This window comes from Rhodoferax sp. RT5P35 (genome assembly GCF_056521385.1).
In genome coordinates this window covers 319572-344095 of record NZ_JBWMAX010000001.1, presented here as the reverse complement: position 1 = coordinate 344095, position 24524 = coordinate 319572, and the positions used below count along the sequence as shown (strand labels likewise).

General features: G+C 63.6%; 18 protein-coding genes. 7 read left to right on the top strand and 11 right to left on the bottom strand.

The annotated features are described in order from the left end of the window. Positions 1-82: 82 nt before the first annotated feature. The 5 genes from AC097L_RS01530 to smc all read right to left on the bottom strand — a co-directional run bounded on the left by AC097L_RS01530 (position 83) and on the right by smc (position 7976). Positions 83-559 carry a hypothetical protein gene (locus AC097L_RS01530; RefSeq protein WP_479584345.1) on the bottom strand — a complete coding sequence of 159 codons (477 nt, stop codon included), beginning with the start codon at positions 557-559 and terminating at the stop codon, positions 83-85. A 74-nt stretch (positions 560-633) separates the two neighbouring features. Next, on the bottom strand, positions 634-1173 hold the full coding sequence (gene def, locus AC097L_RS01525; RefSeq protein WP_479584344.1) for a peptide deformylase: 540 nt from the start codon (positions 1171-1173) through the stop codon (positions 634-636). Continuing rightward, positions 1170-3260, bottom strand: a complete 2091-nt coding sequence (ligA, locus tag AC097L_RS01520; protein WP_479584343.1) for an NAD-dependent DNA ligase LigA — start codon at positions 3258-3260, stop codon at positions 1170-1172. Before ligA ends, def begins: the two co-directional genes overlap by 4 nt. A 160-nt stretch (positions 3261-3420) precedes the next feature. Continuing rightward, on the bottom strand, positions 3421-4452 hold the full coding sequence (locus AC097L_RS01515; RefSeq protein WP_479584342.1) for a cell division protein ZipA C-terminal FtsZ-binding domain-containing protein: 1032 nt from the start codon (positions 4450-4452) through the stop codon (positions 3421-3423). Then, positions 4449-7976 carry a chromosome segregation protein SMC gene (gene smc, locus AC097L_RS01510; protein WP_479584341.1) on the bottom strand — a complete coding sequence of 1176 codons (3528 nt, stop codon included), beginning with the start codon at positions 7974-7976 and terminating at the stop codon, positions 4449-4451. The genes AC097L_RS01515 and smc overlap by 4 nt, the downstream gene beginning before the upstream one ends. Before the next feature lie 290 nt (positions 7977-8266). Between smc and AC097L_RS01505 the strand changes: the two genes are divergently transcribed. After that, entirely contained in the window at positions 8267-9421 is a 1155-nt protein-coding gene (locus AC097L_RS01505) for a P-loop NTPase family protein (RefSeq protein ID WP_479584340.1), read from the top strand. Positions 9422-9499: 78 nt separating this feature from the next. On the opposite strand, the gene AC097L_RS01500 is transcribed toward AC097L_RS01505, so the two are convergent. From AC097L_RS01500 to AC097L_RS01480, 5 genes are read right to left on the bottom strand one after another with little or no spacing between them, the layout of a single operon-like run. Beyond that, positions 9500-10225: an ABC transporter ATP-binding protein gene (locus AC097L_RS01500; RefSeq protein WP_479584339.1), complete on the bottom strand. Its 726-nt coding sequence runs from the start codon at positions 10223-10225 to the stop codon at positions 9500-9502. Beyond that, positions 10218-10982, bottom strand: coding sequence for an ABC transporter ATP-binding protein (locus AC097L_RS01495; protein ID WP_479584338.1), 765 nt, complete (start codon positions 10980-10982; stop codon positions 10218-10220). The genes AC097L_RS01500 and AC097L_RS01495 overlap by 8 nt, the downstream gene beginning before the upstream one ends. Beyond that, on the bottom strand, positions 10979-11953 hold the full coding sequence (locus AC097L_RS01490) for a branched-chain amino acid ABC transporter permease (RefSeq protein ID WP_479584337.1): 975 nt from the start codon (positions 11951-11953) through the stop codon (positions 10979-10981). Before AC097L_RS01490 ends, AC097L_RS01495 begins: the two co-directional genes overlap by 4 nt. Beyond that, positions 11953-12825, bottom strand: a complete 873-nt coding sequence (locus tag AC097L_RS01485; protein ID WP_479584336.1) for a branched-chain amino acid ABC transporter permease — start codon at positions 12823-12825, stop codon at positions 11953-11955. Before AC097L_RS01485 ends, AC097L_RS01490 begins: the two co-directional genes overlap by 1 nt. A gap of 18 nt (positions 12826-12843) precedes the next feature. Then, entirely contained in the window at positions 12844-14016 is a 1173-nt protein-coding gene (locus AC097L_RS01480; RefSeq protein WP_479584335.1) for an ABC transporter substrate-binding protein, read from the bottom strand. 229 nt (positions 14017-14245) lie between these two features. On the opposite strand from AC097L_RS01480, the gene AC097L_RS01475 reads away from it, so the two are divergent. The 5 genes from AC097L_RS01475 to AC097L_RS01455 all read left to right on the top strand — a co-directional run bounded on the left by AC097L_RS01475 (position 14246) and on the right by AC097L_RS01455 (position 19397). Then, positions 14246-14467 (top strand): glycine zipper 2TM domain-containing protein, encoded by a 222-nt coding sequence (locus AC097L_RS01475; protein ID WP_479584334.1) that lies wholly within the window; start codon positions 14246-14248, stop codon positions 14465-14467. A gap of 245 nt (positions 14468-14712) precedes the next feature. After that, complete coding sequence (gene tauA, locus AC097L_RS01470; protein WP_479584333.1) at positions 14713-15729, top strand: taurine ABC transporter substrate-binding protein; 1017 nt, start codon at positions 14713-14715, stop codon at positions 15727-15729. A gap of 88 nt (positions 15730-15817) precedes the next feature. Beyond that, positions 15818-16624 (top strand): taurine ABC transporter ATP-binding protein, encoded by an 807-nt coding sequence (locus AC097L_RS01465; RefSeq protein WP_479584332.1) that lies wholly within the window; start codon positions 15818-15820, stop codon positions 16622-16624. A gap of 80 nt (positions 16625-16704) precedes the next feature. Then, positions 16705-17490 carry an ABC transporter permease subunit gene (locus AC097L_RS01460; protein ID WP_479584455.1) on the top strand — a complete coding sequence of 262 codons (786 nt, stop codon included), beginning with the start codon at positions 16705-16707 and terminating at the stop codon, positions 17488-17490. Positions 17491-17837: 347 nt separating this feature from the next. Further along, entirely contained in the window at positions 17838-19397 is a 1560-nt protein-coding gene (locus AC097L_RS01455) for a methyl-accepting chemotaxis protein (RefSeq protein WP_479584331.1), read from the top strand. Positions 19398-19416: 19 nt separating this feature from the next. Here AC097L_RS01455 and purL read toward each other — a convergent pair whose 3' ends face one another. Continuing rightward, a complete protein-coding gene (gene purL / locus AC097L_RS01450) occupies positions 19417-23487 on the bottom strand; it encodes a phosphoribosylformylglycinamidine synthase (protein WP_479584330.1) in 4071 nt (1356 codons plus the stop codon). Positions 23488-23648: 161 nt separating this feature from the next. On the opposite strand from purL, the gene map reads away from it, so the two are divergent. Continuing rightward, positions 23649-24512, top strand: a complete 864-nt coding sequence (gene map, locus AC097L_RS01445) for a type I methionyl aminopeptidase (protein ID WP_479584329.1) — start codon at positions 23649-23651, stop codon at positions 24510-24512. The last annotated feature ends 12 nt before the right edge of the window (positions 24513-24524 follow it).

Sequence of the window (24524 nt, the reverse complement as noted above, 5' to 3'; positions counted from 1 at the left end):
ATCGGTAATTTATAAAAAATAGGGCTAAAGCGCAGGTTTACCCTGCGCTTGTAGCTACCAATTTTATAGCCCCGGCCGTTTTTTAAAGCGCGGCGCTGGCGGCAGGCTGGGCTGGCACCGGCATGGCCACGGGTGCATCGGCCATGGCGGGCGCTACCGGCAGCCGCAGGTAGGCAGCGGCGTTGGCAGCCGACATGCCCCAGGCTACAGCCGACACACCATGGGCGCTGCTGCCGTAGCCAAAGCCGCTGGTGTCGCTGGTGGTTCGAAAGTCCAGCGCTGCCTCCATGCCGCCCCTGCAGCGCAGCACCAGAACACCGGCAGCGGTGGCGGTGTAGCGCAGCTCGCCAATGCACACCTGGCCGGGTGATTGGCCTGAACTAAGCTGCACCGTACCCGTGCGGTCAGTAAACAGAGTGGCCGTGCCCTCAAACAGCACGCCATCCACCGCAGCGTATGCAGGCACCTTGCTGGACAGCCAACTGCGGGTCTGGACATCCATCTTGGCGCAGCCCACCAAGGCCAGGGCAAACGCAGCAGCAGATAAAAGAGCTTTCATAAAGGTATCGTAGTGCGGCCTGCCAGAAGGCATAAGGGTATTAAAGCCGCGAAATACCCTCTTTTAACCGCCTTTTAATCGTCATCCGCCGGGTCCAGCGCGGGAAACAGCACCTCGGTGTAGCCCAGTTGCGTCAGGTCCCGCATGCGCGTGGGGTACAACCTGCCGATCAGGTGGTCGCACTCGTGCTGCACCACCCGGGCATGGAAGCCGTCTACCGTGCGGTCGATGGCATCGCCGTACTGGTCGAAACCGGTGTAGCGGATGCGCGACCAGCGCGGCACCAGTCCACGCAGACCCGGTACCGACAGGCAACCTTCCCAATCGTTTTCTTCCGCATCGCCGATAGGCGTGATCACCGGATTGATCAGCACCGTGGGCGGCACAATAGGCCGGTCCGGGTAGCGCGGATTCACGTCCGCCGTGCCAAACACTACCAGCTGCACATCCACCCCGATCTGCGGAGCCGCCAGCCCCGCGCCGTTGACCGAGCGCATGGTGTCCAGCATGTCGGAGATCAAGAGGTGGAGCGCGTCGGTGTCGAATTCAGTCATCGGCTGGGCCGTGCGCAGCAGGCGCGGGTCGCCCATTTTGAGAATGGTGTGGAGGGTCATGTGTCTGCTTTCGGTGATAACAACGCCAACATCCCCGCCTCGTCCAGCACCGCAATGCCCAGCGCCTGGGCTTTGTCCAGCTTGCTGCCCGCCTCCTCGCCCGCAACCACGTAACTGGTTTTCTTGCTCACCGAACCGGCGACTTTGGCTCCGGCGGCTTCGAGCAGGTCTTTGGCTTCGTCGCGGCTGAGGGTGGGGAATGTGCCGGTGAGGACGAAGGTTTGGCCTGCCAATGGCTTGGAGGCTTGCGGGGCGGGCTCGCCCTCCTCCCAGTGGATACCGCAGGCGCGCAGTTGCTCGACCACTTCGCGGTTGTGGGGTTGGTCAAAGAAGGTGCGGATAGCCAGGGCGACGATGGGGCCGACATCGGCAACTTCCAGCAATTGCTCAGGCGTGGCATCCATCACGGCATCGAGCTTGCCGAAATGCCGGGCCAGCGCCTTGGCCGTGGCCTCGCCCACGTGGCGGATGCCTAGACCGAACAGAAAGCGCGGCAAGGTGGTGTTTTTGGACTTTTCCAGTGCGTCCAGGATGTTCTGCGCCGACTTGTCGGCCATGCGGTCCAGGGCGTACAAGGCGGTAAAGCCCAGCTTGTACAGGTCGGGCAAGGTGCGGATCACGCCGGTGTCTACCAGTTGCTCTACCAGCTTGTCGCCCAGGCCTTCCACCTCCACCGCACGGCGGTGGGCGAAGTGCAGGATGGCCTCTTTGCGCTGCGCGGGGCAGAACAGGCCGCCGCTGCAGCGGTGGTTCATCTCGGTCTTTTCGCGCACCACCTTGCTTCCGCAAATGGGGCAAGCACGCGGCATGCGGAAGTTGGGCACGTACTGGACACGCGGCTTGGCGATGATGCCCACCACCTCGGGAATTACATCGCCCGCCCGCCGCACGATGGCGGTGTCGCCCACCCGCACACGCTTGCGGCGCAGCTCGAACAGGTTGTGCAGCGTGGCGTTGGTCACCGTGACACCGCCCACAAAGATGGGGGCCAGCCGCGCCACGGGCGTGAGCTTGCCGGTGCGGCCCACCTGCACGTCGATGGCGGTGATGGTGGTGAGCTGCTCTTGCGCCGGGTATTTGTGCGCCACGGCCCAGCGCGGCTCGCGCGACACAAAGCCCAGCTGGCGCTGCAGGGCCAAGGCATTGAGCTTGTAGACCACACCGTCGATGTCATACGGCAGGCTGTCGCGGGCCGCACCTATGCGCTGGTGGTACGCTACTAATTCCGCAGCACCATGCGCAATCGCTACCTGGGCCGCGACCGGAAAACCCCATGATTTCAGGGTTTGCAGCAGGGCGTAGTGCGTCTCGAACACCGGGCCGCCCTGCTCCGGCGCAGTCACCTCGCCCAGGCCGTAGGCGAAGAAGCTCAGAGGGCGCTGGGCGGCGATACCGGGGTCGAGCTGGCGCACGGCTCCGGCAGCGGCGTTGCGCGGATTGACAAAGGTTTTGTCACCCTTTTCGCGCTGGCGCTCGTTGAGCGCATCGAAGTCAGCCCGGCGCATGTAGACCTCGCCGCGCACTTCCAGCACCGGCGGGGCATCCCCGATCAAACGCAGCGGGATCTGCCGCATCGTGCGGATGTTTTGCGTCACGTCTTCGCCGTACTCGCCGTCGCCCCGGGTGGCAGCCTGCACCAGCACGCCGTGCTCGAAGCGCAGGCTCATGGCCAGGCCGTCGAATTTGGGTTCGGCCACGTATTCGACCGGCGGGTCGGTCTCCAGCAGCGCCAGCTCCTTGCGGATACGGATGTCGAAATTTTGTGCGCCACTGGGCTCGGTGTCGGTCTCGGTGCGGATGCTGAGCATGGGCACGGCGTGGCGCACCGAGGTGAACTCGGGCAGCGGCTTGCCGCCGACACGCTGGGTGGGCGAATCTGCGGTCAACAGTGTGGGGTGGGCGGCTTCCAGCGCTTGCAAGGCGCGGAACACGCGGTCGTATTCGGCATCCGGCACGGTGGGCACATCCAGCACGTAGTAGCTGTGGCCCCAGGCATTCAGCTGGGTGCGCAGCGCTTCTATTTCTATAGCATCCTGCGTAGGTGGAATCTGCGCTGGAGGGCTAAAAAGGTCAAAATTTTCAGGCATGTCTTAGATCCAATGGGCGTCCAAACACCTGCAACCGATGAGACGAGGCGAGTCAAGAATACCGCGGAACCGGCTTTGCCGGGCCGCTGGTATTGCCCCCTGCAAGGGGGTTGGCGCTGCGACACGAAGTGCGCAAGCCTGGGGGTGAGCTTTTTTTAGCTCAACTGAACAACCTTCGCGCCAAAACAGAGCCCGCCGCCAGCTCGCGCGAGTCCAGCGTGTCGTACAACTGCTCCAGCGAGGCTCCGATGCCGTCCAGCGCATCCCGCTGCAGCGGGTAGCCCCGGTCGTCGGTGAGGCTGCCGTCCATGGCTTCGGCCAGGGCGGCGGCGGTGTCGCGCAGGCGCACAAAAGGCTGCTCGGCGCGGTCTACCTGCGGCACATCCAGGCTCAGGGTGACTTCGCGCAGGGCCGACTGGTCGGGGTCTTCGGCCAGGGCGGCTTGCGTGTCGAAGGCCAGGCCCAGGATGGGTGGCATGCCGGGCGTACTGCTGGGCAACAGCATGCGGCCGGGGATCAGGCTGGGCACGAAGCCTAAGCGGGCCGCGTGCTGCTGCACGTAGCCGGGGCTCCAGGCGGCGTGCACGGCGCGCAGGGTGAAGCCGAGCTGGGCATCGTGGTCGTTGGCGAACTGGTCTAGCTCGCGGCCCCGGGCCACTTCTTCGCGCATCTCGGGAAATTCGGGCAGGCCGCTTACGGTGTCGGCGTAGGCCTGGGTTTTGATGACGAATTCAGAATATTCGATCTCATTGAGCGCCCCTGTGCGGTTGGCCAATTGCACGCCAGCCTGCAATTGGCTGTAGCGCTGGCCGGCCACCGGGGTTTCCCACTGCTGGCTGCCGATGTTCAGGCCTTCGATGGCAAAGGGTTTGCTGCCGACACGACGGGTCGGCGGCATCGCCGCCAGGGCGGCATCGCCCGACACCGGGTGCTCCAGCGCGATGGGTGCCAGCACATCGATCAGCGCGTCCATGCCGGGCTTGCGCTCGGGCGTGGGCAGCGGGGGTAGATCGCCGCCGTCGAAAGCAGGGTCGCGGCGCTCGCCCTCGTCTTCGGTCTGCAAGGTGCTGGGGGGCGGAGGGTCGGGCTGCTTGGGGGCGTTTTTACGGGCCGACCAGGTGTTATAAGCGACGACGGTGACGAGCACAAGCCCGCCGCCGATGGCCAGGCCGAGTTGTAGGGTGGTGGTCATGTTGTTTCGGCCATGGATAAGGCCGACTCCATATCGACTGCCACGATGCGTGAAACGCCCTGCTCCTGCATGGTCACACCAATCAGTTGCTGGGCCATTTCCATGGCGATCTTGTTGTGGCTGATGAAAAGAAACTGGGTTTCGCGACCCATGCTGGCCACCAGTTTGGCATAGCGCTCGGTGTTGGCGTCGTCCAGCGGCGCGTCCACTTCGTCGAGCAGGCAAAACGGTGCCGGGTTCAGCATGAAAATTGCGAACACCAGGGCGATGGCGGTCAGGGCTTTTTCTCCGCCCGACAGCAGGTGGATGGTCTGGTTCTTCTTGCCTGGCGGTTGGGCGATCACCTGCACGCCGGAGTCCAGAATTTCGTCCCCGGTGATGACCAGGCGCGCATTGCCGCCGCCAAACAGCTCGGGGAACATCTTGCCGAAATGGCCATTGACGATGTTGAAGGTGCCCGACAACAGCTCGCGGGTTTCGCCGTCGATCTTCTTGATGGCATCTTCCAACGTGGTCATGGCTTCGACCAGGTCGGCGGTCTGGGCATCCAGGAATTGCTTGCGCTCGCGGGCCACACTCAGTTCGTCCAGCGCGGCCAGATTCACGGCTCCCAGGGCGGTGATTTCGCGGTTCAGGCGGTCGATTTCGCTCTGCATGCCGGGGATGCGCACATTGCCCTGGACTATGGACGTGGCGATGGCTTCCAGGTCGGCGTTGGCTTCGTTGAGCAACTGGCTGAACTGCTCGGAGCCCAGGCGTGCCGCCTGTTCCTTGAGCTGGAATTCGGTAATGCGCTGGCGCAGCGGGTCCAGGGCACGCTCGTTCTGCATGCGGGCCTCGTCGCTGGCGCGCAGGCGGGCGGTCAGGTCGTCGTACTGGCTGCGCTGGGCGGCCATTTCGGCCTCGCGCTCCAGCTTCTGCGCCAAGGCGGTTTGCAGGCCGCCCTGGGCGGCAGCGTCGTTCAGGCGGGCCAACTCGTCTACCGCGCGCTGCTGCTCATTCATCAGGGCCACGGTTTGCTGCTGCGCCATGTCCAGCGAACGGGTCAGTTCTGCCCGACGCGCGCCCAGGCTGCGCTGGGCGAAAGTGGCTTCTTGCGCTTGCCGCTCCAGGCTGCGCTGCTGCTCGCGGCATTCGGCCAGCTTACGCTGCACTTCGATAACGCGCTCGTCCAGCTGGGCGTGGCGCTCCTGGCTATCGGCGAGCTGCATGTCCAGTTCTTCAAACCGACCCTCGGCGTTGACGCGGCGCTCTTGCAGCTCGTCCAGCTGGGCTTCGACCTCGGCCAGATCGCCTTCCAGCTGCTGGCTGCGCACCCGGGCCTGCTCGGCCAACTGGCCCAGTCTCAGGGTTTCGACCTGCAGGGCGTGGGCCTGGGTTTGCGCCTCGGTGGCTTCGCGCCGGGCGCTGACCAAGCGGCTGGAGGACTCGTTGTAGGCGGCTTCGGCCCGCACCAGGGCGTAGCGGGTTTCCTCATTGATGAGGCTCTGGGCGCGCAATTGTTTTTCTAAATTCTCAATCTCTTGCGCCCGCGCCAGCAGCCCGGCCTGCTCGGAATCGGGCGCGTAGAACGACACGCTGTGCAGGCCCACGGCGTGGCCGCTTTGCACGTAGATGACCTCGCCCGGCTGCAGCTGGCTGCGCTGGTGCAGGGCATCTTCAAAACTGGGCGCGGTGTAGCAGCCGTGCAGCCAATCGGCCAGCAAGGCAGCCAACCCGGCATCGTTGAGGCGCAGCAGATCGGCCAAGCGAGGCAGGCTGTTGGATGGCAGCGACGGGCCAGCGGGCGGCGGGCTGTAGAAGGCCAGCTTGGCGGGCGGCACATCCCGGCCATCCAGCCCGGCAAAGGCGCGCACCATCTCCAGCCGCGACACGGCCAGTGCGCCCATGCGTTCGCGCAGCGCGCCTTCCAGCGCGTTTTCCCAGCCCTGCTCGATATGCAGCTGGGTCCAGATGCCTTGCAGGCCGTCCAGGCCGTGGCGGGTCAGCCAGGGCTTGAGCTTGCCGTCGGTTTTGACCTTTTCCTGCAGCGCCTTCAGGGCTTCCATGCGCGCCGACACATCGGCCTGGCGGGCGGATTCGGTATTGACGGCGGCCTGTTTGGCACGGCGGTCTTCATCCAGTTGGGGCAGAAATTCTTGCAGGTCGTGCAGCCGTGCGTCGGCGACGCTGGCGGCTTCAGTGGCCTCCTCCAACTGGGCTTGCAGCTGCGATAAGCGCGCTTCGTCAGGGGCCGCCAGGGCTTTTTTGTCGGCCAGTAGGCGCTCGCGGCGCTGGTCGAACTGGCGGCTTTGCTCTTCGATGCTGCGCTGGTCGGCGGCCAGCACCTGGATCTGCTGCTGCACCTGCACCACGCCCGTGCGCTGCTCGTTGGCGGCGCGGCTGGCCGACTGCAGGGCGTCTTCCAGGTCGGGGATTTGCCCGGCCTGCTCTTCCACCTGGGCGGCCAGCAGCTCGGCTTTTTCTTCGGCCTCGATGCCGGTGGCCTCTAAATTTTCCAGCTCGTACTGCGCGTCTTCCTGGCGCGTGGCCCACTGCTGGATTTGCTCTTTCAGGGTGGCCATGCGCAGCTCGACGCGCTGGCGGCCTTCCACCACGAAACGGATTTCTCCTTCCAGCCGCCCGACTTCGGCGCTGGCCTCGTAGAGCTTGCCCTGGGCGCGGTTGACGGCATCGCCCGCGTCGTAGTGCGCCTGGCGGATGGTTTCCAGCTCGGCTTCCACGTGGCGCAGGTCGGCGATGCGCGACTCCAGGTCGTTCAGCGCCTGGGCGGCATCGGCTTGGACCTTGCTTTGGTCGGATTCGCTATCGACCTTCTTTAGAAACCACAGCTGGTGCTGCTTGAGCGTGGCGCTGGCGTGCAAGGTGTTGTACTTGTGCGCCACCTCGGCCTGCTTTTCCAGCCGCTCCAGGTTCGCGTTGAGCTCGCGCAGGATGTCTTCCACCCGGGTCAGGTTCTCGCGGGTGTCGCTGAGGCGGTTTTCGGTTTCGCGGCGACGCTCCTTGTATTTGGAGACCCCGGCGGCTTCTTCGAGGAACAGGCGCAGCTCTTCCGGGCGCGACTCGATGATGCGGCTGATGGTGCCCTGGCCAATGATGGCGTAGGCACGCGGTCCCAGGCCGGTGCCCAGGAACACATCCTGCACGTCGCGGCGGCGTACCGGCTGGTTGTTGATGTAATAGCTGCTGGTGCCATCGCGGGTGAGCACCCGCTTGACGGCGATTTCGGCAAACTGGCCCCACTGGCCACCTGCGCGGTGGTCGTTGTTCTCGAACACCAGCTCCACGCTGGCGCGGCTGGCCGGTTTGCGGGTGGTGGTGCCGTTGAAGATCACGTCCTGCATGGACTCACCGCGCAGCTCGCTGGCCTTGCTCTCGCCCAGCACCCAGCGCACCGCGTCCATGATGTTGGACTTGCCGCAGCCGTTCGGCCCCACCACGCCGACCAACTGCCCGGGCAGGTGAAAGGTGGTGGGTTCGGCAAAGGACTTGAAGCCCGCGAGCTTAATGGATTGGAGGCGCACCGGTAAGTGGGGCTTTTGGCGTGGTCTGGAAGTGGGTTTACGTGCGCCCGCAGGCGACACAAAGAAAAGTCAGTTTACCCGAGGCCTCCTAGGCACTGGCGCTGGCCTGGGGAAAACAGCTATATTTTACGTAGCTGCGCGCATTGGTTTTATAAGCACAAGACACCTATTTTATGCACCATCTTGACCACCAACTCTACCCGGCGGTTACGGCTTTTATGGTTTTATTATTTCGACAGGCATAAAATTACTCCATCACGGATAATTTATCCCTAAAACCCGGGATCCCCATGGCCAACATCTTCACCTACCGCCGTACCGCCCTGGCCGCCAGCTACTGCGATGCGCTGGAAGGTCGCGGCATTCTGGACGCGACTTCGGGCCTGTTTCTGGCCGCGCCCCGGCGCACTGGCAAGTCCACCTTCTTGCGCGAAGACATGGTGCCCGAAATGCGCGCGCGCGGATGGCAAACCCTGTATGTCGATTTATGGTCTGACCGCAGCCGGGACCCGGCAGAGCTGATCATCGCCGTGGTGCGCGACACCCTGGCCCAGCTGGACGGCCCGGTGCTCAAGGCGGCCAAAAGCGTGGGCCTGGACAAGCTCAACGTGCTGGGCGCGCTGAGCCTGGACCTGTCCAAAATCGGCCAGCCTGGTGGTGCCACCCTGTCCGACGCGCTGGAGCGGCTGCACACCAAAAGCGGCAAACCGCTGGTACTGCTAGTGGACGAAGCCCAGCACGCCCTGTCTACCGAGGCGGGCACACAGGCCATGTTTGCGCTCAAGGCGGCACGCGACCGGCTCAACCAGGGCCGGACTGTCCGCGGCCTGCACCTGGTGATGACCGGCTCCAACCGCGACAAACTCACCCACCTGGTGCTGCGCCGCAGCGAGCCGTTTTACGGTGCGGGGGTGACGCGCTTTCCGCTGCTGGACCGAGGCTTTGTGGAGGCCTACGCCGAATGGCTGCGGCCCCAGTTTGCCGATGGCAAGGCCTTCAGCGCCGACACGCTGGAGCGGGCTTTCACCCTGGTGGGACGCCGCCCCGAAATGCTCAAGCGCGTGGTGGGCGAGGCCGTGGCCGACTGGGGCGGAGCGCAGGCGCTGGACGCGCTGATCGAGCGCAATGCCCAACTGATACAGCACCGGGCCTGGCAGGAATTTGCCTCGACCTACAACGCCCTGCCCGACGCGCAAAAAGCCGTGCTGGACGCGATTGCCCGCCTGTCGCCCGACTACACCCCGTTTGCCGAAGCCGCGCTGGCCGCCTACCAGGCGGTGGTGGGCAAGCCACTAAACAACTCGGCTATCCAGGGCGCGCTGGATGCCTTGCGCGACAAGGAGCTGATTTGGCGTGCGGGACGCGGCGACTACGCATTTGAAGACGATGGCCTGCGCGCTTGGTACCTGGAGCAGCACCCGCAGCCGCAGCTGCTGGGGGCTTGAGCGGCACGGGTTTGCTATTGATTCAGTAGCTGCCTGCGCAGGTAGTATCTGCGCAAGCGGCTCTTTTTCTTTAAATTTTTACCGCGCCACGCCCAGCAGCCTGTCCAGCAGCTCCGGCTGCTCTTGCAGGCTGCGCGCCGTGCCGGTGTAGACCACGGTGCCGCGGTCCAGCACGGCAGCGGTGTCAGAGATGGCCAGAATCGCCTGCGGATGCTGCTCCACCAAAATGGCCGACAGGCCTTCTTCGCGGGTGATGCGGCGGATGGCGCGAAGCAGTTCTTGCACGATGATGGGGGCCAGGCCCTCGCAGGGTTCGTCCAGCAGCAGCAGCGTGGGGTTGAGCACCAGGGCGCGGCCCATGGCCAGCATCTGCTGCTCGCCGCCCGAGAGCTGGGTGCCCAGGTTGGTCTTGCGCTCGGCCAGCCGGGGAAACAGGCTGTAGACCCGATCCGGTGTCCAGGGGCTGGCGCTGCGCCCGGCGCGCGCGGGCCGGGCCACAGCCGTCAGGTTCTCGTGCACCGTCAGCGACTTGAAGATGTTGCGCTCTTGCGGCACCCAGCCAATGCCGGCGGCGGCGCGCTCGTGCGAGGGCAGGCGGTGCAGCGCCACCCCGCCTAGAACAATGCTGCCCGCGTGCTGGCGTGTGGCCCCGGCCAGGGTGTTGATGAGCGTAGTCTTGCCGGTGCCGTTGCGGCCCAGCAAGGCCAGGGTCTGGCCGGCCTGCAGGGTCAGAGACACGCCGTGCAGCACCACCGCCTCGCCGTACCCAGCGCTCAGGCCTTCAATGTTCAATAGTTCAGCCATGGGCATCCTCACTGTGTCCCAGATACACCGCCTTGACCTGTGGGTCGTTGGCGATGGTCTGCGGATCACCCTCGGTTAGCACCGTGCCGTTGACCAGCACCGTCATGCGCTTGGCAAAGCTGAACACCAGGTCCATATCGTGCTCAATCAGCAGAATCGACACCTCCGGCGGCAGCGCGGCCACGGTGTGCAGCAGTTCTTCACGCTCGCCTGCGGGCACACCGGCCACCGGCTCGTCCAGCAGCAGCACCCGGGGTTCGCAGGCCAGGGCGATGGCGATTTCCAGCAGGCGGCGCTTACCGTAAGCCAGCACCCGGGTTTCCTGGGCCATCACGGCGGTCAGGTGGAATTGCTCCAGCAGTTGCTCGCAGCGCAGGGTGACATCCCGGCGCGCCCCCAGCGCCTGCCACCAGGAGCCGCCCAGGCCCCGGTGCTGCGACACCACCATGGCCAGGGTTTCCAGCGGGGTCAGGGAGTCAAACAACTGGTTGATCTGGAAGGTGCGGACCAGGCCACGGCGCACGCGCTGGTGCGGCGGCAACTGGGTGATGTCCTGCCCTTCGAGCACGATGCGGCCCGCCGTGGGCTGCAGCACGCCGGTCAGCAGGTTGATCAGCGTGGTCTTGCCCGCACCGTTGGGGCCAATCAGCGCGTGGCGCGCGCCCTGCTGCAGGTCCAGCGTGACGTTGTTGGTGGCGGTGATGCCGCCAAACTGCATCACCAGGCCTTGGGCCGAAAGTACGGTGTTGGCAGTCATGGCGCGCTCCGATGCTTGCGCGGCAAGCGCCAGGTCCAGGGACGCAGCAGGCGCTCGCGGCCCACCAGCACCAGCACCACCAGGAACAGGCCGATCCAGAAGGTCCAGTACTGCGGCGTGATGCTGGACAGCGCGTCTTGCATCAGCTTGAACACAATTGCGCCCAGCACGCCGCCGTACAGCCAGCCCACACCGCCCACCACCAAAATCAGCATCACATCGGCCGAGCGGTGGAACTCAAAAAGGTCCAGCGAGGCAAAGCCCGAGGTCTGCGCCAGCAAGGCCCCCGCCGCGCCCGCCATGCCTGCTGCCAGGGTGTACACCACCACCAGGCGGCGGTACACCGGGATGCCGATGGCCATGGCCCGCAGGCGGTTGTCGCGAATAGCCTTGAGCGTGGCCCCAAACGGCGAGTGCACCAGTCGCCGCGCCAGCACAAACAGCACTAGCAACACCGCCAGCGAATAGCAGGCAGCCGTCTGCCCGGCCAGATCAAATTCAAACCGGCCCAGCACCGGCCCCAGCACCACGCCTTGCAGGCCGTCGGCACCGCCGGTCAGCCAGTCCAGCTTATTGGCCAGCTCCATCAGGATGAGGCCCACGCCCAGGGTGACCATCAGCCGCGTCAGGTCGGTGCCACGCAAAATCGTCACACTGCAGGCAGCGCCCAGCAGCGTGGCCGTGGCGATACCCACCGCCAAACCGACCAGCGGGTCGGGCATGACCAGCTTGGCAAACAGCGCGGCCGAATAGGCCCCCATGCCAAAAAACGCCGCGTGCCCCAGCGAGACGATGCCGGTGTAGCCCAGAATTAAATCCAGCGACAAGGCAAACAGCGCCACGATGGCGATCTCGTTGACGATCAGCGCATGCCGCGGCAGCACCCAGGGCGCGGCCAGGGCCAGCAGCCACAGGGCGAACTCCCAAGACTTCCAACGGCCCGCTTTGAGCAACAGGTTTTGCGTCTCCATCACTTACCCCCCTGGCGCACAAACAGGCCCTGGGGCCGCCAGATCAGAATCGCGATCATCAGGCTGTAGACGATGAAAGCACCCAGCTTGGGGATGTAATACTTGCCCGCCACGTCGGCAATGCCCAGCAGCAGGGCCGCCAGCAACGGCCCGGTGATGCTGGAGGTGCCGCCCACGGCCACCACAATCAAAAAGTACACCATGAACTTGAGCGGAAAGGTCGGGTCCAGGCCCAGCACCTCGGCCCCCAGCGCGCCGCCCAGCCCGGCCAGGCCGGAGCCCACGGCAAAGGTGCCCAAAAACACCACGTTTACATTGATGCCTAGGCCCGCCGCCACCCGCTGGTCGTCCACCGAGGCACGCAAACGCGTACCAAACCGGGTGCGGGCCAGCACGTACTGCAAGGCCACCGTCAGTGCCGCGCATACCGCGATGATGAACAAACGGTAGTGCCCCATACCGAGCATGAAAGCGCCCTCGCCCAGCTCGGTGCGGCCCTTGAGCCAGGCGGGCAACTGGATGATTTGCGGGCTGGAGCCGATAAAGTAATCGGCACTGGCCACGGCCATGAAGGTCAGGCCGATGGAAAACAGCACCTGGTCCAGGTGCGGCTTGCGGTACAGCGGCCGGTACAGCGTGCGCTCCAGCACTGCGCCCAGCAGGGCCGAAATGGCAAATGCCAGCGGCAGGCACAGCAGAAACGGCACGTTTGCGCGCTGCATCAGCAGCACCGTGGCGTAGCCGCCCACCATGGCAAACGCGCCATGGGCCAGGTTGATGAAGTTCATCAGCCCCATGGTCACGGCCAAGCCCACGGCCAGGATAAACAGCAGCATGCCGTAGGCGATGCCATCAAAAAGAATCGTCAACATGCGCTGTCGCCTTGGGGGTTACTTAGTCTTGCCTGGGTCTTTGACGTCTTTGATAACGGCGAATTCCACGTTGTAGAGCTGGCCGTTCTTGCGCTCCACCTTGCGCAGGTAGATGTTTTGCACAATGTCCCGGGTTTGCGCGTCGATAAAGATTGGACCGCGCGGACTCTCGAAAATCTGGCCCTTCATGGCCGCCAGCAGTGCATCACCGCCGCCCTGCCCTTTGCTGACCCGCAGCGCTTCGTAAATCACCCGCATACCGTCATAACCGCCCACGGCCATGAAATTGGGGCGCAGGCCCTTGTTAGCCTTGCCGAAGGCCTCGACAAATTTGGTGTTCAGCGGCGACGGGTGGTCCGCCGAATAGTGGTGCGAGGTGACCACGCCCAAAGCGCCGTCGCCCATGTCGTTGAGCTGGTCGTCGTCGGTCACGTCGCCAGTGCCGATGAGCTTGATGCCGGCCTTGTCCATGCCGCGCTCCAAGAACTGCTTCATTACCGCCGCGCCCGCGCCCGAAGGCACAAACACAAACAGCGCGTCGGGCTTCATATCGCGCACTTTCTGCAGAAACGGCGCAAAGTCCGGGCCGCGCAAGGGCACGCGCAACGACTCGGGAACTTGGCCACCGTTGAACAAAAAGCGCTCACGGAAATACTTTTCTGCATCCAGGCCAGGGCCGTAGTCGCTGACCAGGGTGACCACGGTTTTGATGCCGTTCTTGGGCGCCCAGTCGGCCATGCTGACCGCCACCTGCGGCAGCGTGAAACTGGTGCGCACGACGTAAGGTGATGCCTGGGTGATGCTGCTGGTAGCGGCAGCCATCACCACCAAAGGGGTTTTGGACTGGGTGGCAATGGGCGCGGTGGCCAGGGCCGAAGGCGTGATGCCAAAGCCTGCCAGCACGTTCACCTTGTCGTTGACCACCAGCTCCTGGGCCAGGCGCTTGGTCACGTCGGGCACGCTGGTGTCGTCTTTCACGATCAGCTGGATTTTCTTGCCCGCCACGGTGTCGCCGTTTTGCGCCATGTACAGCCGGGCCGCTGCCTCAATCTGCCTCCCGGTCGAGGCCTGCTGGCCGGTCATGGGCAGAATCAGACCAATTTTGAAAGTGTTGTCTTGCGCTATGGAATAAGTAGCTACTAACGCAGTAACGGCAAGCGCAGAAGCCCGTAGAAAGTATCTTTTTTGCATGTTTTGTCTCCAGGTTTAATTATGGCGTTGGCCTGCCCAAGCACCACACTGCCGCAGACCATAGCCACTTATTTACACAAGTGTAAGTCGATGAAACAGCTAGCTGTTAGTGCAAAAAACCATACCGCACGTAGGACGGCAACTACATGCAGTTGCGGCCTCGTCTGCTAGGTGTTGCGCAGCGCGTTTTCCATACTAAGGGCACTCGTCACACCACAAGGAAACCACCATGAACTCCCTTCGCCACTATGCAAGTACTGCAACCATTGCCACCATTGCTGCTGCCGTGCTCACCCTCAGCGGCTGCGCTGGCATGACTCGCCAAGAAAAAGGCACCGCCACCGGTGCGGTGATCGGCGGCGTTGCCGGCAATGTCCTGGGCGGCGGCGTGCTGGGCACCGCCGCCGGTGCTGCCGTAGGCGGTGTCATCGGCCACGAAAGCACCAAGTAAGTTTGCCACCCTGCGGCCAAGCCTCTGGTCTTGTCCGCAGGGATTTGCTGCTTTTTCCATAGCTACAAGCGCAGCGTGCGCATGCGCTAACTGCTCATTTCGATGGCTTTCCGAAAAGCTAACAAAGCCGCATTATTCGAATATCGTATGTTGGTATCGTTCTATATTCACATACCCATCTAACTCTAAGATTCCGTTCAAGGTCGCCAGTTGCTGCGGCCGAACTGTTTCAAGGAGTTGGATACATGGTTTTCGTTAAGAAATTACTTATCACCGCAGCGGTCGGCGCGATGGCTTTGGCTGCCGCCAGCATCGGCTATGCAGCTGACAAAAAGGTGGTGGTGGGTTACCAGACAGATGCACTGCCCTCGTCGGTTGGCATCGCCAATGGCGACTATGCCCGCGCCACAGGTTTTGAGATCGACTTTCGCCGCTTCAACTCAGGCGCCGACATCTTTGCAGCCATCGCTTCGGGTGACGTGCAGATCGGCTACGTGGGCTCCAGCCCCTACGCTGCCGCTACTTCGCGGGGGCTGGACGTGAAAGCCTTTTACGTGGCCACCATCTCCGGCACCGACGAGGCACTGGTGGTGCGCAATGGCTCGGGTATTAATAGCTTAGCGGACCTGAAAGGCAAAAAGCTGGCCGCAGCGCCCGTGTCGACCGACCACTACCAGTTGCTGGCCTTGATCAAAAGCCAGGGCCTGACCGAAAAAGACGTGCAGGTCTTCGCCATTCCGCAGCCCGAAATTGTGGCGGCATTCAACCGGGGCGATATCGACGGCGGCTTTGTCTGGGACCCCGCGTTGACCGAGCTGAAAAAGACCGGCAAGGTGCTGGTCACTTCCAAGGACGTGGCCGACAAGGGCGCACCGACCTTCTCCGCCTGGGTAGCCACCGCTGCGTTTGCCAAGGACCACCCTGAATTCCTCAAGTCCTTCTCGGGTGTGATCGACAAGTACTCCAGCTCGTTTGCCAACAACAAGGCGGCCTGGACGGCGGACAGCGACAACACCAAGGTGTTAGCCAAACTGCTGGGCGGCACCTCGTCCGACCAGGCGGCTGCGCTACAAAACTTGTCGCTCCTGAGCCTGAACACCCAGGCATCCGACGCCTGGCTGGGCGGTGGCGAAAAATCCGGCGTGGCCCGCATCCTGAAGGAAACCTCGGTGTTTCTAAAGGAGCAAAAGAAGATCTCCGAAGTGCTGCCCAGCTACGCATCCTTTGTGACCCCCACGGCCGTGGTTGCGCTGAAGAAATAAGCCACACGCCCCTTCACACCCTAGCAAAGCCGTGCCAACCGGGACACCCGGTGGCGCGGCATCGCTGTATCCCGATAGAAAGCTTTCCATGCTGCGAGTTGACAATGCCAGCGTATTTTTTGCAGCCCGCGATGGCCGGGCCGTGCAGGCCCTGGACCGCGTTTCGCTGGATATTCCCCAAGGTGGTTTTGTTGTGGCGCTGGGCACGTCCGGCTGCGGCAAGTCCACGTTATTGAACGCCATGGCCGGTTTTTTGCCAGTGTCCAGCGGCTCCATCACCCTGGACGGCCGCCCGGTGGAAGGTCCCGGTGCCGACCGCGGCGTGGTGTTCCAGAAAGATACCTTGCTGCCCTGGAAGTCGGTAATCGACAACGTGGCCCTGGGCCTGAAATTTGCGGGCATAGGCCGCAGCGAACGACGCGAACGCGCCCAGGAGCTGCTGCGCCTGGTGGGCCTGCAGAACTTTGCCGATGCCGCACCTTACGAGCTGTCGGGCGGTATGCGCCAGCGCGTGGGTCTGGCCCGGGCACTGGCACCTGACCCCGATATTTTGCTGATGGACGAGCCTTTTGGCGCGCTCGACAGCATGACCCGCGAGCAGATGCAGGAGCTGCTGGTGTCGGTGTGGTCGCGCACCGGCAAGCGGGTGTTTTTCATCACCCATTCGATCGAAGAGGCGCTGTTTTTGGGCACCGAGCTGATCGTGATGTCGCCCCGGCCCGGCCGCATCGTCGCCCGCTTCGACCTGGACTTTGTGCGCACCTATGCCGGCGATGGCGATGCGCGGGCCATCAAGACATCCCCCAGATTTGCGCACCTGCGCGAAGAGATCCGCGCCATCGTGCACCAATCTGAAACGCTGGAAGAAGCCACCCTGGAAAACAGCACCGCATGACTGAACTCACCGCCTCTTCCCTTGGCGCTACGCCACAGACCACAGCCCCACCGCATCCAGCTGCGCCACGCCTGGTGCACATGCGCAGCTTCGGCCTCGGCACGCATTCCACCGTGCCCACCAGCCTGGCTACCGGTGCCGTAATTCTGCTGCTGTGGTGGGCGGTGGCACAGACCGGCGTAGTGCCACACCTGTTCCTGCCCACCCCGGCCGAGGTACTGTCGGTGGCGCAGTCCATCTGGGCCGACGGCTATGCCAACGCCACGCTGTGGGAGCATGTGTCGGCCAGCCTGCTGCGCATTTTGTCGGCGGCGGCCATCGCGGTGGTGCTGGGCATCCCCACCGGGCTGGCCATGGGGCTGAACCGCTGGGCCAAGGGCATTCTGGACACGCCCATCGAGTTCTACTGGCCGTTGCCGCCGCTGGCTTACCTGCCGCTGATGGTGATCTGGCTGGGGATTGGCGAAACCTCGAAGATCGTGCTGCTGACGCTGGCCATGTTTGCGCCCATCGTGCTGTCGGCCCAGGCGGGTGTGCGGGCGCTGCCGCAGGAGCGGGTGAATGCCGCGCTATCACTGGGTGCCAGCCGATGGCAATTGTTCAGCGAAGTCGTGCTGCCGTCGGCCCTGCCCGAGATTTTGACCGGCATCCGCATTGCGCTGGGCGTGGGCTGGGGCACGCTGGTGGCCGCCGAGCTGATCGCCTCGACGCGCGGCATTGGCTTCATGGTGATGTCGGCTTCGCATTTCTTGGCGACCGATGCGGTGTTTGTCGGTATTGCCGTTATCGCCGCCTGCGCCTTCGGGTTCTCGATCGCCATGCGCCTGCTGGAGGGCTGGCTGGTGCCCTGGAAGGGCAAACACTGAGACCGGTAAGCTCTCTGTATTTGCTATTAAAAAAATAGCTAACACCGCATATATGACATGCGCTAAAGGCCTTTTTCTTTTAAAAATTACACCGCCCCGCGCCACGGCGGTGTGCACCATCCCCTGCCAGTAGTAGCGCAGGGGATGTCCGGCGCATTCTTCTAATACTGCATCAAAATGTAACCATTGCTACCCATTCGGGAGAGCGTGAGGGCTATAACCTGCCAGGGAAAATATTTACCCTACCGTGTGAAGATTCCCACAGATTGGCACGGTTATTGTTATGGTTGCTTACTGAAAAGCCTGAGCCTTTGCCCTTTGACCTCTCGTGTAACCAAGACCCCCTTATGAACCCGCTCAACCGCTTCTCGATCCGCTTTCGCTTGTATTTCAGCACTGCATTTTCATTGCTGTTGCTGGTCACTATTGGTCTTTTGGGCTACTGGGCGCTGGACTCCACCCGGGGCACGGTGAAGGTGCTGGTCGAGCAGAAGGTGCAGACCCTGACCGACATGAACGAGCTGCGCATCACCCTGGCCCAGGTGCGCCGTAATGAAAAAGACATCATCATCAGCTTCAACAATGCCGTGGAAGTGGCCGTATTGCGCGAATCCTGGCAAAAGTCGCTGCAAAAATTTGGCAAGGGGCTGGTCGATTTACGCACCAGCCAGGGCAGCGACACCACTTACCTGAAGCTGCTTGACACCTCGCAGGCCGAAATCAAGGCCTACACCGAGGGTATGTCCCCGGTACTGGCGCAGATCGAAGCGGCGCAGATCGACGGCTCGGTCGGCGGGGCCTATGCCGAAAAGCAAAAATCCCACGTGGATGCCATCGACAGCTTGCTGCAGCAGGCCGCCACTACCTCGCGTGAAGACATGCAGGCATCGCAGGCCGGCATTGACCACCGCGCCCTGGTGTTGTCTGGCATCCAGCTGGGCATTCTGGTGCTGGCCTTGCTGGTGCTGATTCCGCTCACCTTTTTCAGCGTGCGCAGCCTGACCCGGTCGCTGGCCCAGGCTTGCAATATCGCCGAAGAAATCGCCCAGGGCCATTTGTTTGTGCCGGTACAGGCACAGCAGAACGACGAAATTGGCCAACTGGTCAATGCCATGGGACGCATGCAGGTGTTTTTGCGTGAACTGGTGTCGCAGGTACAACTGGCGGCCCGCACCATCCACGCGTCCAGCACCGAAATCGCTGCAGGCAACCAGGACCTGAGCCACCGCACCGAGCACACCGCCGCCAACCTGGAAGAAACCGTAGCCGCCATGGCAGAACTCACCGGCAATGTCCAAGAGAGCGCCAGCGCCGCCGCCCAGGCCAACCAGATGGCCCAGTCGGCCGCCGAAGTGGCCACGCGCGGTGGCGAAGTGGTGTCGCAGGTGGTGGTGACCATGCGAGAGATTAACGCCAGCTCCAAAAAGATCGCCGACATCACCAGCGTGATCGACAGCATCGCCTTCCAGACCAACATTCTGGCGCTGAACGCCGCCGTGGAAGCCGCCCGCGCAGGCGAGCAAGGCCGTGGTTTTGCCGTGGTGGCCAGCGAGGTGCGCCTGCTGGCCCAGCGCTCCGCCCAGGCGGCCAAGGAGATCAGCACCCTGATCGGCACCTCGGTCGCCAAGGCCGACGAAGGCGCCAAGCTGGTGGCCCGCGCAGGCACCACCATGGACGACATCGTGGGCAGCGTGCAGCAGGTCACCACCATCATCCGCACCCTGTCCAGCCAGGCCAGCGGCCAAAGCAGCAGCATCGCCCAGATCAGCGAGTCGGTCGGCCAGGTGGACCAGGTGACGCAGCAAAACTCTGCTTTAGTGGAAGAATCCGCCGCCGCGTCGGAGTCTTTGCGCGAGCAGGCCGATGCACTGACCGAGGCAGTGAGCCGGTTCCGGCTGGAGGCCTGAGCCGGCTAGGTTGGGCGTTTTAGCCCAACCAGCGCCGCGCGTTGTGCCAGAGTTGCATCCAGGGGCTGAAGTCGCTCTGGTCGCCGCTGGTCCAGCTCATTTGAATGTTGCGGAACACGCGCTCGGGGTGGGGCATCATGGCGGTAAAACGACCGTCTGCCGTGGTCACGGCGGTCAGGCCACCGGCGCTGCCGTTCGGGTTGAAGGGATAGGCCTCGGTGGCGGCACCGAAGTTGTCTACGAAGCGCATGGCAGCGATCGCTTTGGAGGCATCGCCGCGGTAGGCGAAGTTGGCAAAGCCCTCGCCGTGCGCCACGGCGATCGGCAGGCGGCTACCGGCCATGCCTTGCAGGAACACGCTGGGGGAATCCAGCACTTCCACCATCGACAAGCGGGCTTCAAAGCGTTCGCTGCGGTTGGTGGTGAAGCGCGGCCAGGCCTGTGCGCCGGGGATGATGTCGGCCAGCTCGGCAAACATCTGGCAGCCGTTGCACACGCCCAGGGCCAGGGTGTCTTGGCGGGCGAAGAAGGCTTTGAACTGCGCCGCCAGCACCGGGTTGAAAGTGATGCTGCGCGCCCAGCCTATGCCTGCGCCCAGGGTGTCGCCGTAGCTGAAACCGCCGCAGGCCACCACGGCCTGGAAGTCTTGCAGCTGGGCGCGGCCGGTTTGCAGGTCGGTCATGTGCACGTCAAAAGCATCGAAACCCGCCAGACCGAAGGCATAGGCCATCTCGGTGTGGGAGTTCACGCCCTGCTCGCGCAGCACGGCCACTTTGGGACGGGTCAACAGCAAGGCAGGTGCCGCTACGGTATTAATAGCTGACTGCCCAGGCACTACCTGCGCCAGAGCACTATTTGGCGCTAAGAACACATGCATGCCCGGATCGGCAGGTGCCCCGGCGGCGGCGTGCTCGGCATCGGCACCGGCGGGGTTGTCGCGCTGCTGGCAGATCTTCCAGCTCACGCTGTCCCACACCTGGTGCAGGTCGGCAAGCTTGGCACTGAACACGGCCTTGGCATCGCGCCAGACCTGCACTTCGCCCACGCCTGCGCTGATGGCGCTACTGGCAGGACGGGTTTTGCCGACGATATGGCTGTGCTTGGCCAGGCCGTGCGTGCGCAGGGTCTGGATGGCGGCATCGCGGTCAGCAGTGCGCACTTGCAGCAGCACGCCCAACTCCTCGGTGAACAGGGCTTTGAGCGTCAGCTCTTCACGGCGCGGGCCGACCTGGCCTGCCCAATTTTTGCTGTCGCCCACGTCCATGCGGCTGTCGCTGATACCGTCGCCCTCGGTAACCAGCAGGTCCACATTCAGCGCCACGCCAACGTGGCCCGCAAAGGCCATTTCGCAGGCCGCCGCGAACAGGCCGCCGTCGCTGCGGTCATGGTAGGCCAGCAGCTTGGGGCGCAGTGCGTTGACGGCATTGACCAGGTTCACCAAATCTTGCGGGTCGTCCAGGTCGGGCACGGTATCGCCCACCTGGTTCAGGGTTTGCGCCAGGATGCTGCCGCCCATGCGGTTCTGGCCCTTGCCCAGGTCGACCAGAATCAGCGTGGTGTCTTCGGTGGCGTTGAGCTGCGGGGTCAGCGTGCCGCGCACATCGGCCAGGGTGGCGAAGGCGGTGACGATCAGGCTGACAGGGGATGTGACCTTCTTTTTGTCGTCTGCACTACCGGAGGGATTTGCCGTTTCCGTCCACTGCGTGCGCATGGACAGGCTGTCTTTGCCCACAGGGATGGAGATACCCAGCGCCGGGCACAGCTCCATGCCGACGGCCTTCACCGTGGCGTACAGGGCGGCATCTTCGCCGGGCTCGCCGCAGGCGGCCATCCAGTTGGCGGAGAGCTTGACGCGGGGCAGATCAAACGGTGCGGCCAGCAGGTTGGTGATGGCCTCGGCCACCGCCATGCGGCCGGACGCGGGGGCGTTGACTGCGGCCAGTGGCGTACGTTCGCCCAGGGCCATGGCTTCACCGGCAAAGCCCTTGTAGTCGGCCAGGGTCACGGCACAGTCTGCCACCGGCACTTGCCAGGGGCCAACCATCTGGTCGCGGTGGCTCATGCCGCCGACGGTGCGGTCGCCGATGGTGATCAGGAAGCGCTTGCTGGCTACCGTGGGGTGGGCCAGCACATCGATAGTGGCTTTTTGCAGGCTCACGCCGGTCAAGTCCACGGGGGCGAACTGGCGGGCCACCGTCTTCACGTCACGGTGCATCTTGGGCGGTTTGCCCAACAGCACGTTCATGGGCATATCGACCGGGCTTTGAGCCTCTGCATCCGCCACGATGAGCTGGCGTTCTTCGGTAGCCACACCCACCACCGAGAACGGGCAGCGCTCCCGCTCGCACAGCGCGGTAAACGCTGCCAGCGACTCGGGCGCGATCGCCATCACGTAGCGTTCCTGGCTCTCGTTGCACCAGATTTCCTTCGGGCTCATGCCGCTCTCTTCCAGCGGCACGGCGCGCAGGTCGAAGCGCGCGCCCCGGCCTGCGTCGTTTGTCAGCTCGGGGAAGGCATTGCTCAGGCCGCCAGCGCCCACGTCGTGGATGGCCAGGATGGGGTTGGCCGCGCCTTGCATCCAGCACTGGTTGATGACTTCCTGCGCCCGGCGCTCGATCTCGGGGTTGCCGCGCTGCACCGAATCAAAGTCCAGCGAGGCCGCGTTGGCACCCGTGGCCATGGAGCTGGCCGCACTGCCGCCCATGCCGATACGCATGCCGGGGCCGCCGAGCTGGATTAGCAGCGAACCGGCGGGGAATTCGATCTTGTGCGTTTGCGTGGCATCGATGGTGCCCAGGCCACCGGCCAGCATGATGGGCTTGTGGTAGCCGCGGCGGATGCTGTCCACGTCGGAAGTGACGGTTTGCTCGTATTCGCGGAAGTAGCCCAGCAGGTTGGGCCGGCCAAATTCATTGTTGAAGGCCGCGCCGCCCAGCGGGCCCTCGGTCATGATGCTCAGCGGGCTGGCAATGTGCTCGGGCTTGCCGATAGACACATCGCCCTCTTGCGGCCAAAGCTTGGACACCGTGAAACCGGTCAGACCCGCCTTGGGCTTGGAGCCACGACCGGTAGCACCCTCGTCGCGGATTTCGCCGCCCGCGCCGGTGGACGCGCCGGGGAATGGCGAGATGGCGGTGGGGTGGTTGTGGGTTTCGACCTTCATCAGCACGTGGTGCAAGGCGCTACTTTTTTCATAGCTGCTTGCGCTTATTTTGTCTACGCTAGATGCCGATTTGGCTAAAAATCGCTCGATTTCAACGCCTTCCATGACAGAAGCGTTGTCCGAGTACGCCACCACGCTGTGCTGCGGCGCCAGCTGGTGGGTGTTGCGGATCATGCCGAACAGGCTCTTGCTTTGGGCTACGCCGTCGATGGTGAAATAGGCGTTAAAAATTTTGTGGCGGCAGTGCTCGCTGTTGGCCTGGGCGAACATCATCAGTTCCACGTCGCTGGGGTTGCGATTCAGCGTGGTGAAGGCGTTGACCAGGTAGTCGATCTCATCCTCGGCCAGGGCCAGGCCGAATTCGGTGTTGGCGGCCAGCAGTGCGGCGCGCCCACCACCCAATACGTCCACCTGGGCCAGGGGCCCGGCTTCCAGTGCGGTGAACAGCTCTTGGGCCTGGCTGCGGTCCAGCATGGCGCTCTCGGTCATGCGGTCATGCAGCAAATCGGCCACCTGGGCCAGTTGCGCGGCGGTTAATACGGTTTTGCCCAGCAGCGGCTGCAATAACGGTTGCTTCAGGGTCAAACGGTATTCGACGAAACGCTCCACCCGGCGCACGGCCAGTCCGCAGTTGTGGGCAATGTCAGTAGCTTTGGAGGCCCAGGGCGAAACGGTGCCGAAACGCGGCGTGACCACCAGCAGCGGGCCTTCGGTGGGGCCTGCATACGGGTCGCCATAGGTGAGCAATCCCGCCAGTTGCGCGCGCGCAGCATCCGCAGGCGCGGCATCGCTGGCCACCAGGTGCACAAAGCGTGCAGCCACACCGGTAATCTTGTCATGGATGGCTTGCAGCCGGGGCAGGAGTTGCTGAACGCGGAAATCGCTAAGGGCGTTACCGCCTTCAAACAGAGAGATGTGCAAGGTCACGGTGGCGGCCTGGTTGGGGAAAAATGGGGACTGGGTGGCCCGGTAGCCCAGCCTGCAGACGGCTGGTACGGGCAAACCCTAGAGCGCAGAATTTTAACGGCTGTGCGGGCGGCGGCGGCGGGCGCTGCAACCCGGCGCGGCATCTAGGATAATTAGGAGCTATGACCATCACCTACAAAGACGCAGACGGCATCGCAGGCATGCGCGTCGCGGGCCGCCTGGCTTCCGAAGTGCTTGACTACCTGACCCCCCACGTGGTGCCCGGCGTAACCACTAACCAGCTCGACCGGCTGGCACACGACTACATCACCCAGGTGCAAGGTGGCATTCCGGCCCCGCTAAATTACACCGGCGGTGGCAATGTGCCCTACCCCAAGTCGATTTGCACCTCGGTCAACCACCAGGTCTGCCACGGCATTCCCAACGACAAGCCGCTGAAAAAGGGCGACAGCGTCAACATCGACGTGACTGTCATCAAAGACGGCTGGCACGGCGACACCAGCCGCATGTTCATTGCGGGCGAAGGCAGCATTCTGGCCAAACGGCTGGCGGCATTGACCTACGACGCGATGTGGCACGGCATCAAGATGGTTAAGCCCGGCATCCACCTGGGCGATATCGGCCACGCCATCCAGCGCTTTGCCGAGAGCAACGGCTTCAGCGTGGTGCGCGAGTTTTGTGGACACGGCATCGGCCGCATCTTCCACGAAGAGCCGCAGGTGCTGCACTATGGCCGCCCTGGCACATTGGAGAAGCTGAAACCCGGCATGACCTTCACCATCGAGCCGATGATCAATGCGGGTAAAAAAGACATCAAGGAAGGCCCCGAAAAAGACGGCTGGACCATCGTCACCAAGGACCATTCGCTGTCGGCCCAGTGGGAGCACACGGTGCTGGTCACGGAAACCGGCTACGAAGTGCTGACGCTGTCCGCGGGTAGCCCTCCCACGCCCGCCTTTGTGCCGGTCCAAGTGGCGGTTCAAGTGCCCGTGCAAGTGCTTGCACCAGCCACTGCCTCCGCGTGAAGCGCGACCCGG

Coding starts and splice junctions, on each gene's coding strand:
- tauA (WP_479584333.1), top strand. CDS start 14,713: ATGGTTTTCGTTAAGAAATTACTTATCACCGCAGCGGTCGGCGCGATG.
- AC097L_RS01480 (WP_479584335.1), bottom strand. CDS start 14,016: ATGCAAAAAAGATACTTTCTACGGGCTTCTGCGCTTGCCGTTACTGCG.
- AC097L_RS01515 (WP_479584342.1), bottom strand. CDS start 4,452: ATGACCACCACCCTACAACTCGGCCTGGCCATCGGCGGCGGGCTTGTG.
- AC097L_RS01460 (WP_479584455.1), top strand. CDS start 16,705: ATGCGCAGCTTCGGCCTCGGCACGCATTCCACCGTGCCCACCAGCCTG.
- AC097L_RS01455 (WP_479584331.1), top strand. CDS start 17,838: ATGAACCCGCTCAACCGCTTCTCGATCCGCTTTCGCTTGTATTTCAGC.
- AC097L_RS01495 (WP_479584338.1), bottom strand. CDS start 10,982: ATGACTGCCAACACCGTACTTTCGGCCCAAGGCCTGGTGATGCAGTTT.
- map (WP_479584329.1), top strand. CDS start 23,649: ATGACCATCACCTACAAAGACGCAGACGGCATCGCAGGCATGCGCGTC.
- AC097L_RS01485 (WP_479584336.1), bottom strand. CDS start 12,825: ATGTTGACGATTCTTTTTGATGGCATCGCCTACGGCATGCTGCTGTTT.
- AC097L_RS01475 (WP_479584334.1), top strand. CDS start 14,246: ATGAACTCCCTTCGCCACTATGCAAGTACTGCAACCATTGCCACCATT.
- def (WP_479584344.1), bottom strand. CDS start 1,173: ATGACCCTCCACACCATTCTCAAAATGGGCGACCCGCGCCTGCTGCGC.
- AC097L_RS01500 (WP_479584339.1), bottom strand. CDS start 10,225: ATGGCTGAACTATTGAACATTGAAGGCCTGAGCGCTGGGTACGGCGAG.
- ligA (WP_479584343.1), bottom strand. CDS start 3,260: ATGCCTGAAAATTTTGACCTTTTTAGCCCTCCAGCGCAGATTCCACCT.
- AC097L_RS01530 (WP_479584345.1), bottom strand. CDS start 559: ATGAAAGCTCTTTTATCTGCTGCTGCGTTTGCCCTGGCCTTGGTGGGC.
- AC097L_RS01505 (WP_479584340.1), top strand. CDS start 8,267: ATGGCCAACATCTTCACCTACCGCCGTACCGCCCTGGCCGCCAGCTAC.
- AC097L_RS01490 (WP_479584337.1), bottom strand. CDS start 11,953: ATGGAGACGCAAAACCTGTTGCTCAAAGCGGGCCGTTGGAAGTCTTGG.
- AC097L_RS01465 (WP_479584332.1), top strand. CDS start 15,818: ATGCTGCGAGTTGACAATGCCAGCGTATTTTTTGCAGCCCGCGATGGC.